General features: G+C 35.7%; 16 protein-coding genes. All 16 read left to right on the top strand.

Annotated features, from left to right (window positions below):
- Positions 1 to 28 precede the first annotated feature (28 nt).
- Positions 29 to 844 carry a putative RNA uridine N3 methyltransferase gene (locus ACKI3Q_RS01850; RefSeq protein WP_407413721.1) on the top strand — a complete coding sequence of 272 codons (816 nt, stop codon included), beginning with the start codon at positions 29 to 31 and terminating at the stop codon, positions 842 to 844.
- A 641-nt stretch (positions 845 to 1,485) separates the two neighbouring features.
- Positions 1,486 to 2,496: a 50S ribosomal protein L3 gene (gene rpl3p / locus ACKI3Q_RS01845; protein WP_407413719.1), complete on the top strand. Its 1,011-nt coding sequence runs from the start codon at positions 1,486 to 1,488 to the stop codon at positions 2,494 to 2,496.
- A 14-nt stretch (positions 2,497 to 2,510) separates the two neighbouring features.
- Positions 2,511 to 3,275 (top strand): 50S ribosomal protein L4, encoded by a 765-nt coding sequence (gene rpl4p / locus ACKI3Q_RS01840; RefSeq protein ID WP_292788489.1) that lies wholly within the window; start codon positions 2,511 to 2,513, stop codon positions 3,273 to 3,275.
- Positions 3,276 to 3,321: 46 nt separating this feature from the next.
- Positions 3,322 to 3,582 carry a 50S ribosomal protein L23 gene (locus tag ACKI3Q_RS01835; protein ID WP_295604758.1) on the top strand — a complete coding sequence of 87 codons (261 nt, stop codon included), beginning with the start codon at positions 3,322 to 3,324 and terminating at the stop codon, positions 3,580 to 3,582.
- Between the two features lie 12 nt (positions 3,583 to 3,594).
- Entirely contained in the window at positions 3,595 to 4,320 is a 726-nt protein-coding gene (locus tag ACKI3Q_RS01830) for a 50S ribosomal protein L2 (protein ID WP_295604757.1), read from the top strand.
- A gap of 17 nt (positions 4,321 to 4,337) precedes the next feature.
- The gene (gene rpsS, locus ACKI3Q_RS01825; protein ID WP_292778415.1) at positions 4,338 to 4,748 is read left to right on the top strand and encodes a 30S ribosomal protein S19; all 411 of its coding nucleotides are present in this window, start codon (positions 4,338 to 4,340) and stop codon (positions 4,746 to 4,748) included.
- Positions 4,749 to 4,760: 12 nt separating this feature from the next.
- Complete coding sequence (locus tag ACKI3Q_RS01820; RefSeq protein WP_295604753.1) at positions 4,761 to 5,228, top strand: 50S ribosomal protein L22; 468 nt, start codon at positions 4,761 to 4,763, stop codon at positions 5,226 to 5,228.
- 3 nt (positions 5,229 to 5,231) lie between these two features.
- Positions 5,232 to 5,987 carry a 30S ribosomal protein S3 gene (locus tag ACKI3Q_RS01815; protein ID WP_407413715.1) on the top strand — a complete coding sequence of 252 codons (756 nt, stop codon included), beginning with the start codon at positions 5,232 to 5,234 and terminating at the stop codon, positions 5,985 to 5,987.
- A gap of 20 nt (positions 5,988 to 6,007) precedes the next feature.
- Complete coding sequence (gene rpmC / locus ACKI3Q_RS01810; RefSeq protein WP_012955660.1) at positions 6,008 to 6,214, top strand: 50S ribosomal protein L29; 207 nt, start codon at positions 6,008 to 6,010, stop codon at positions 6,212 to 6,214.
- Positions 6,215 to 6,559: a stress response translation initiation inhibitor YciH gene (yciH, locus tag ACKI3Q_RS01805; protein WP_012955661.1), complete on the top strand. Its 345-nt coding sequence runs from the start codon at positions 6,215 to 6,217 to the stop codon at positions 6,557 to 6,559.
- Positions 6,560 to 6,600: 41 nt separating this feature from the next.
- The gene (locus ACKI3Q_RS01800) at positions 6,601 to 6,933 is read left to right on the top strand and encodes a ribonuclease P protein component 1 (protein WP_407413713.1); all 333 of its coding nucleotides are present in this window, start codon (positions 6,601 to 6,603) and stop codon (positions 6,931 to 6,933) included.
- 10 nt (positions 6,934 to 6,943) lie between these two features.
- The gene (locus ACKI3Q_RS01795) at positions 6,944 to 7,264 is read left to right on the top strand and encodes a 30S ribosomal protein S17 (RefSeq protein WP_407413711.1); all 321 of its coding nucleotides are present in this window, start codon (positions 6,944 to 6,946) and stop codon (positions 7,262 to 7,264) included.
- A gap of 1 nt (position 7,265) precedes the next feature.
- Complete coding sequence (locus ACKI3Q_RS01790) at positions 7,266 to 7,664, top strand: 50S ribosomal protein L14 (protein ID WP_012955664.1); 399 nt, start codon at positions 7,266 to 7,268, stop codon at positions 7,662 to 7,664.
- A 15-nt stretch (positions 7,665 to 7,679) separates the two neighbouring features.
- Complete coding sequence (rplX, locus tag ACKI3Q_RS01785; protein WP_295604744.1) at positions 7,680 to 8,024, top strand: 50S ribosomal protein L24; 345 nt, start codon at positions 7,680 to 7,682, stop codon at positions 8,022 to 8,024.
- A gap of 1 nt (position 8,025) precedes the next feature.
- Positions 8,026 to 8,760: a 30S ribosomal protein S4e gene (locus tag ACKI3Q_RS01780; RefSeq protein ID WP_407413708.1), complete on the top strand. Its 735-nt coding sequence runs from the start codon at positions 8,026 to 8,028 to the stop codon at positions 8,758 to 8,760.
- Positions 8,757 to 9,018, top strand: a 262-nt coding sequence (gene rplE / locus ACKI3Q_RS01775) for a 50S ribosomal protein L5 (RefSeq protein ID WP_407413706.1), incomplete at its 3' end; no start/stop codon positions are given. The genes ACKI3Q_RS01780 and rplE, both read left to right, overlap by 4 nt.

Raw genomic sequence — 9,018 nt, 5'->3', positions numbered from 1 at the left:
TATGGATTAGAAATTAAAATTTGATAATATGCAAAACAATAAAGTATCAGTCTTTATACCGAATTCATTTCTTGCAGAAACTAAAGACTTAAAATTAAAGACTTCAAAAGTTGGTTTAATTGGAAGGGCTTTAGCTTTGTTTGAAGTTGATGAAGTCGTGATTTATAAAGATCTCTCAATTCCAGACAGTGAACAGACTGAGGATGGAGATTTCATAGCTGAAATTCTCAAGTATATGGACACTCCACAATACCTTAGAAAAAAGGCAATCCCTATCAAGGCTGAATTAAGGCATGTTGGAATATTGCCTCCTTTAAGAGTTCCTCACCATCCTGTTGGTAAACCTGAATTAGGGGATTACAGGCAAGGATACACTGTAAAAAGGAACAAGAAAGGTACCTTTGTAGATATAGGTATGGATAAGTTAGCGTTTTGTAAAGAGCAACTTACTGTGAATAAAATATTTTCATTTAAAATCACTAAGTTTGCTAAAGAGGTAATAGTCACACCTGATGAACCAGATGACATTTACTGGGGATTTAAGACATTATCTACAAATAAAGGTCTTAAAAATAGCTTAAAATTAGTTAATCCCGACTTTGTGGTGGAAACTACAAAGTATGCAGATACAATCGATACTATTTTTGACGAATTGAAAACTAAGGTGGAAAGTTCAAATCATATAGCTATCGTGTTCGGAGGACCATATTCTTCTATTTCAGAAAATGTGGAAAGTTCCAAGTGGGAAACTATAAAGTTAAATACAATTCCAAATCAAGGAACCGAGACCGTAAGAACCGAAGAAGCTGTAATTTCAACTTTAGCTATTTTCAATATACTTTAAGTTAATAGTTCATTATTAACTTCCGCATTTACGTAGCGTTAATACGTAATATTATAAATACATTAAAAAAACATATAGATCGAAGCTTTAGCTATTGTCAGCTTTAGCTTTCAAGGATTTGCTTTATAATTAGACACTATAAAGTTTGCTCCATAACGGAGATATTCCATAAAGACATGGGATAAATTATGAAGTCTAGACAGCTTTATAATAAATCTTTGAGAAGTACATAAACAAGTTTGAGCTTGTTTTTCACGTTTATCTAGCTTTATTTAGCTTATATGCTGTTTAATTTTTGCCTCTACAGTCTTAATCTAGATATTTTTATTTAAAGGTAGACTGTATGCCCTATCTAGATATGATTTAGGAGACTGTATGCTAAATTATTAACTATAAACTGAATAATCAAGTTTAAACAGTGTAGAATTTTAGCGATTTGACTAAAAGAGCAAATATAGCTATTTATTCTGAGATTTTATTGATTAAGAATTTAATTTAAGATTAGACACCTTAATGCGAATGATTGAATCAATGAATCAAATTTTGTAAAAGATCTATTTTAATAGATTAATAGAAATTAAAATATTTTAATAGATTAGACTGATTAATTATAGGAAAATTATAAGAAACGGAGGAAAAAAATGGTAAGACATCACCAACCAAGAAAAGGTTCTGTGGCATTTAGCCCTCGTAAGAGAGTAGCTAAAGAAACTCCAAGAATCAAAGCTTGGCCAAGTAATGAAGAACCAAAACTTTTAGGTCTTGCAGGTTACAAAGCAGGTATGACTCATGCTATGGTTGTAGACAATGATAAGAACTCTCCATCCAACGGTATGACTGTTTTCACTCCTGTAACTGTTTTGGAAGTACCACCCCTTGTAATTATGGGGATAAGATCATACGAAAAAACTGCTCATGGACTTAAAGCTATCACCGAAGTTATTGCAGATAATTTGGATGAAGAGCTCTCTAGGAAAATTACCCTTCCTAAAGACTATGATAAATCTGAAGCTATTGCAAAAATACAAGACGCTTTAGACAAAACTGAAGAAGTTAGAGTTTTAGTGCACACTAACCCTAAGATGGCTAGCGTACCTAAGAAAAAACCTGAAATCTTTGAATGTGCATTAGGTGGAAGTTCTGCTGAAGAAAAATTAAACTATGCACTTAACTTATTAGGTGAAGAAGTCAGAGCAAGCGATATCTTTAATGAAGGACAATATGTAGACGCTATTGCAACCACCAAAGGAAAAGGTGTCCAAGGGGTTGTAAAAAGATGGAATATTAGAATTCAATACGGTAAAGCTATGAGAAGTGGAAAAGGAAGACACGTAGGTTCCATTGGTCCTTGGTCTCCTGAAAGAACTATGTGGACTGTTGCACAAGCAGGTCAAATGGGATACCACAAAAGAACTGAATTTAATAAGAAAGTCTTAAAAATCGGAGATGTATCCGAAGTGGATGCAGTTAACCCTGATGGTGGATTTATTAGATACGGTTTAGTTAAAAACGACTATGTATTAGTTAAAGGTTCAGTCCCTGGCCCTACTAAAAGATTAGTAATTCTTAGACAAGCTATCAGACCTAAGAAAGCTGATGAAGCAGCTCCTCAAATCGAATTTATTAGTACTGCTTCTAAACAAGGTGTATAAAAGGGGAGAGTCAAATGAAAGTTAACGTTTATTCAATTCAAGGGGAAGTAAAAGAAGAAATCGAACTTCCTGCTATTTTTAGTGAAGAATACAGACCTGACCTTATTAAAAGAGCAGTTCTTTCCGCTCAATCCGCAAGAATTCAACCTTGGGGTAATGACCCTATGGCAGGTAAAAGAACTTCTGCAGAATCCTGGGGATCCGGTAGAGGTGCAGCTATGGTACCTAGAATCAAAAGCGGTGCTAGAGCAGCATTCGTTCCACAAGCAAAAGGTGGAAGAAAAGCTCACCCTGTAAGAGCTGAAAAGAATCATCACGAAAAAGTAAACAATAAGGAAAGAAGATTTGCAATCAGATCCGCTGTTGCAGCTACTACCAATGAAGAATTGGTTGCTGGCAGAGGCCACAAAATCGAAAATCTCGAACAAGTTCCTATTATTGTTGAAGATGATTTGGAAACTGTTAAGACTGCTAGTGAAACTCGTGAAATCTTCAAAGCATTAGGAGTTTACGATGATATCATTAAAGCTAAAAACAGCAAACATATAAGAGCAGGTAGAGGAAAAACAAGAGGACGTAAATACAAATCCAGCAAAGGACCTTTAGTGGTTGTAGCTGAAGACAAAGGCATTGGCTTAGGTGCAAGAAACCACGCTGGTGTAGAAGTTGTCACAGCTGAAAACTTAAATGCTGAATTATTAGCACCTGGTACTCATGCTGGTAGGTTAACTGTTTATACTAAGTCCGCTGTTGAAAAATTAGGAGGATTATTCCAATAGATTCCTGTAGGAATTTATTAGGTATAGTTTAAGAAGGTGGATATTTATGGATCCTTATAAAATTATTGTTAAACCTCATGTAACTGAGAAAACTATGAATTTAATTGATCAAAACAACGAACTTGCTTTTGTTGTTAGAAGAACATCTACAAAAGCTCAAATCAAAAAAGCTTTTGAACAGCTATACGACCAGGAAGTAGCAAGAGTCAACACTCACATTACTCCAAAAGGTATCAAATTAGCTTATGTCAAACTCACTGAAGAAGGCGAAGCTGAAGATGTAGCTGTTAAAATGGGAGTATTCTAAGGAGGACTGATTATGGGAAAACGATTAATACACCAACGTAGAGGAAGAGGAACTCCTGCTCATCGTGTTGCTTCTCACAGATTCAAAGATAAAATCCAATACAGAGCATACGATGATTTAGAAAAAGAAGGTAGTTTAAAAGGTAAAGTTGTAGAAATCATTCACGACCCTGCAAGAACTGCTCCTATTGCTTTAGTTAAATTCGAAAATGGTGAAAAAAGACATATTTTAGCTCCTGAAACCATTCAAGTTGATGATGATATCGAATGCGGTATTTCAGCACCAATCAGTTTCGGTAACACTTTACCACTCGCTGAAATCCCTGAAGGTACTCCAATTTACAATATTGAAAACACTCCAGGAGACGGAGGTCGTTTCGTAAGATCCTCTGGAACTTATGCTTCTTTAATTACCCATGATGCAACTCAAGCTGTTGTAGAATTACCATCTGGTGAATTAAAATCTTTCCATCCTCAATGCCGTGCAAGTATCGGTGTTGTAGCTGGTGGAGGAAGAAAAGAAAAACCTTTCTTGAAAGCAGGTGTCAGATGGCATGCTTATAAAGCTAAAGGTAAGAAGTTTATGACTGTTAGAGGAGTAGCAATGAACGCTGTTGACCACCCTCACGGAGGAGGTAACAGACAACACCCAGGTCGTCCAACTACTATTTCAAGACACGCACCACCTGGAAGAAAAGTCGGTTCAATTGCAGCTAAACGTACTGGAAAAAGAAGATAATTTAAGGAGATGTGTCATTGGCTAGAAAAATATTTAAATACAGAGGATATACTATTGAAGAATTGAAAGAAATGTCCTTGGACGAATTTATTGAACTTTTACCAGCAAGACAAAGAAGATCCTTAAAAAGAGGATTCTTACCAAGACAACAGTCTGTGTTGGATAAAATGAGAAAATTACAAAAACAAGATAAGAAAGGTGGAAAACCTGTAGTAGTTAGAACCCACTGTAGAGATATGATTGTTATTCCTGAAATGGTAGGAACCACTTTCGGTATCTACAATGGTAGAGACTTTGTTGAAGTAACTTTCACCCCTGAAATGTTAGGATGCTTCTTTGGTGAATTTGCACCAACCAGAGCTAGAGTTCAACATGGTGACCCAGGTATGGGAGCTACTAGATCATCTATGTTTGTACCACTTAAATAAGGAGATTAAAACATGGCTAAAAATAAATACGCTTATAACAATAAAGATGCTGACGAATCCAAAACAGCACGTGCTATGGCAAGATCCCTTAAAGTTTCCCCTAAACACTGTGTGGAAATTTGTAGTGCAATTAGAGGCATGGATGTTGCTAAAGCAAAAGCATACTTAAATGATGTAATTGAAATGAAAAAAGCTGTTCCTTTCAAAAGACACAACAGAGATGTTGGTCACAGAAAAGGTATGAAAGGTTGGGCTGCTGGAAGATACCCTGTAAAAGCTTCTAAAGCAATTTTAAATGTTATTGAAAATGCTGAAGCAAATGCGGAATACAAAGGTATGGATGTAGAAAACCTTAAGATTGAACATATCTCTTCCCACAGAGGTATGGTCATTAGAGGAGCTAGACCAAGAGCATTTGGTAGAGTAACTCCATTCAACACTCCAACTACCCATATTCAAATAGTTTTAGTGGAGGCTTAAATAATGATAGAAAAAGATTTCGTTACAGAAGGTCTCAGAAGAACCAAAATTGATGAATATTTAGAAAAAGAACTCGAAAGAGCAGGTTACGGAGGAATGGACATCCAAGTTACTCCTTTAGGAACTATGGTTATCGTTTATGCAGAAAGACCTGGTATGGTAATTGGTAGAGGTGGAAAAACCGTAAGAGCTATTACCCAAAGTCTTAAAACCAAATTTGACTTGGACAACCCTCAAGTGGAAGTTAAAGAAGTGGACGTACCTGAATTGAATGCTAGAATTATGGCTTCTAAAATAGCAAACATGCTCCAAAGAGGTATGCACTTCAGAAGAGTAGCATATTCCACTATTCGTAGAATCATGGGTGCTGGAGCTCAAGGTGTAGAAGTAACCATATCCGGTAAGATCAGAGGTTCCAGATCTGCTGTTGCTAAATTCACTGAAGGTTACATCAAGAAATGTGGTGAACCTGCAACCAGATTTGTAGAAGAAGGTTTCGCTACCGCACCTTTAAAACCTGGTGTTTTAGGTATTGTAGTTAGAATCATGCCTCCTGAAGCAGTTTTACCTGATAAAGTAGATATTCTTGCTCCTATTGCAGAACCTGTAGAAGAAATTGTTGAAGAGGAAGTAGCTGAAGAAGAAGTTGAAGAAGTAATCGAAGCTGAAGAAGACCTTGAAGACTTAGAGGAAATCGAAGAAGTCGAAGAGGATCTTGAAGAACTTGAAGCAGCTACCGAAGATTCCGAAGAGGAATAAATCTTTAAGGAGTTGAGAAAATGGCAATTTTAAGAAGTAAAGAAATTTGGGAAATGGAAATTGAGGACATCGAAGAAAAATTGGTGGAACTCAAAGCGGAACTCGCTAAAAACGTTTCCAAAAGTGCTGCTGCAGGTGTTAATGAAAACCCTGGTAAAATTAGAGAACTCAAAAGGACTATTGCTCGTGTTCTTACAATTATGAACCAAAAACAGAAGGAGAATTAAATGTCAAAAATCTGTGATGTATGTGGTCTTCCTGAAGAACTTTGTGTTTGTGAGGAAATTGCAAGAGAAGTTCAATCTGTAAAAGTGTTTACAGTAAGAAGAAGATTTGGAAAACTTATGACTATTGTCGAAGGTATAGATGAACATGATATAGATATTAAGGAACTCACTAAAACTCTTAAAGCTAAATGCGCTTGTGGAGGAACTGCCAAAAAAGGTCAAATTGAACTCCAAGGGGATCATAAGGCAAGAGTTAAGGAAGTTTTATCTGAAATGGGATTCTCTTCTGACACTATTGAAATCAGAGATTCTGATAAGAAATACAATAAGAGAAGAAGACACTAATGTCATAATTCATATCCTAAATTCACATACTGAGGCTTAGAATGATAAGCTCAAAAAATATATTCTATCATGAATTAATTGGGTTAGAACTTAAAGTTGTTGACAGTTCCAATCCCTCTTTGATAGGGCTTGAAGGAACAGTCATTGATGAAACCAAGAAGACTTTAAGGATTGAAGTGAAGGAAAAGGTTCATGATGAAGACTTAAGTTCTAATCAGAATGATTTTAATTTTATTTATAAAGAGAAATTAATTCAGAAAGATGTTTCTGTATTTCAATTTAAGGTTCCGGATGGAACCATAGTTGAAATTGATGGTAAAATATTGTTGAATCGTCCTGAAGATAGGATAAAAAGAAGATATAAAAAAATTTAATGGTGATAAAATGGTTGGTCTTAATGTTAAGGAACCAGAAACTAAATGTGATGATCCTAACTGCCCTTTCCATGGTAATTTATCTGTTAGAGGACAAGTCCTTGAAGGAGTTGTTACTACAAATAAAGCAGAAAGGACTATTACTGTAGAACGTAGTTTCTACAAGTTCATTAGAAAATACGAAAGATACGAAAAGAGAAAATCAAGAATTAATGTTCACAAACCTGACTGTCTTCATGTAGAAGTCGGTGATGCTGTAAAAATTGCAGAATGTAGACCATTAAGTAAAACTAAACATTTTGTATTAGTTGAAGTAAAAGGTGATGATTAGAATGAAACCTACTACATCTAGTGTAACTAAAGCTTTACCTATTGGTGCAAGACTTCAATGTGTTGACAACACCGGAGCTCGTGAAATCGAAATCATTTCCGTAAAAGGATTTAAAGGTGTTCGTAGAAGACTCGACGTAGCTGGTGTCGGTGACATGGTAGTTGCTTCCGTTAAGAAAGGAACTGCTGATATGAGAAGAGAAGTTGTCAACGCAGTTGTTGTAAGACAGAAAAAAGAATACAGACGTGCTGATGGTCTTCGTGTAAAATTCGAAGACAATGCTGCAGTGATCATTACTCCTGAAGGAGTATTGAAAGGTTCTGAAATCAGAGGACCTGTTGCTAAAGAAGCAGCTGACAAATGGCCTAGTGTAGGCAGTGCAGCAAGCATATTAATTTAAGTTTATGGTGATTAAATGTCAATTCAACCAAGAAAACAAAGAAAAGCTCTCTACACTGCTCCTTTACACATTCGTCGTAAAATCATGAGTGCTAATTTAAGCAAAGATTTAAGAGCAGACATTGGTAAAAGATCTTTACCAATAAGAGTTGGAGATAAAGTTCAAGTTGTTCGTGGTGACTTTAAAGGTCATGAAGGAAAAGTTGAATCTATTGATGCAAAAAGATACAAAGTTACCGTTGAAGGAGTTACCTTAAGCAAACCTGACGGAAATGCTGTATTACTTCCAATTCACCCATCCAACTTGATGATTATTGAAGCTGATTTAAAAGATGAAAGAAGATTAAATATGGAGGAATAAGATGGCAAAAATGGGATCTAGAAAGCATCTTAAAAGGTATAAAGCACCTAAAAGCTGGCCTATCCATCCTAAAGAAGACACCTGGACAGTAAAACCTGCTCCTGGTTCACACGCTATTGAAGATTCTTTACCTTTACTCGTTATTATCAGAGACATTTTAGGTCTTGCTGATAACTCCAGAGAAGCAAAAAGAATTATCAATACCGGTAATGTGTTAATTGATGGAAGAGCTGTAAAAGATTATAAATTCCCTGTCGGTTTTATGGATGTCTTAACTATTCCTAAAACTGAAGAAAATTACAGAATCCTTTTAGATACTAAAGGAAGATTAACTTTACACCCAATTTCTGCAGAAGATGCAACTTACAAATTAGCTAAAGTCGTAAACAAATCTACTATTAAAGGCGGAAAAACCCAATTAAACCTTCACGATGGTAGAAACGTTTTAGTTGATGAAGATGTATATGCAGGTCAAGATGTTGTATGCATTGGTATACCTGAACAGGAAATCAAGGAAAACTTCAAATTTGATGATGGTGTAGTTGTACTTGTTACTGGTGGTAAACACACTGGTGAGCTTGGTAAAATCCAAGAAGTTATTGTAGACGAATCTTCCAAACCAAATACTGCAATTATCGAAAAGGCAAATGGTGATTCTTTCTTAACCTTAAAAGAATATGCATTTGTAATCGGTAAAGATGAACCAGCTATTGACTTATTGGAGGTTAACCAATGAACCCAATGAATGAAGTTGTAATTTCCAAAGCTACCATCAACATTGGTGTTGGTGAAGCTGGTGAAAAATTATCAAGAGCTATGACTCTTATTGAAAACATGACCGGTCAAACTCCTGTTAAAACCTATTCTAAAGTAACTAACCCAGAATGGGGTATCAGAAAAAGACAACCTATTGCATGTAAAGTAACTCTCCGTGGAGAAAGAGCTGAAGATGCAATCAAAATGGTTTTAGAAGGTATTAACAACAAATTAAGAC

Source organism: Methanobrevibacter sp. (genome assembly GCF_045636185.1).
In the GTDB taxonomy this organism is placed as follows: Archaea; Methanobacteriota; Methanobacteria; order Methanobacteriales; family Methanobacteriaceae; genus Methanocatella.
Note: the sequence above shows the minus strand (reverse complement) of the source record. Positions and strands in the feature narration are given on the sequence as shown.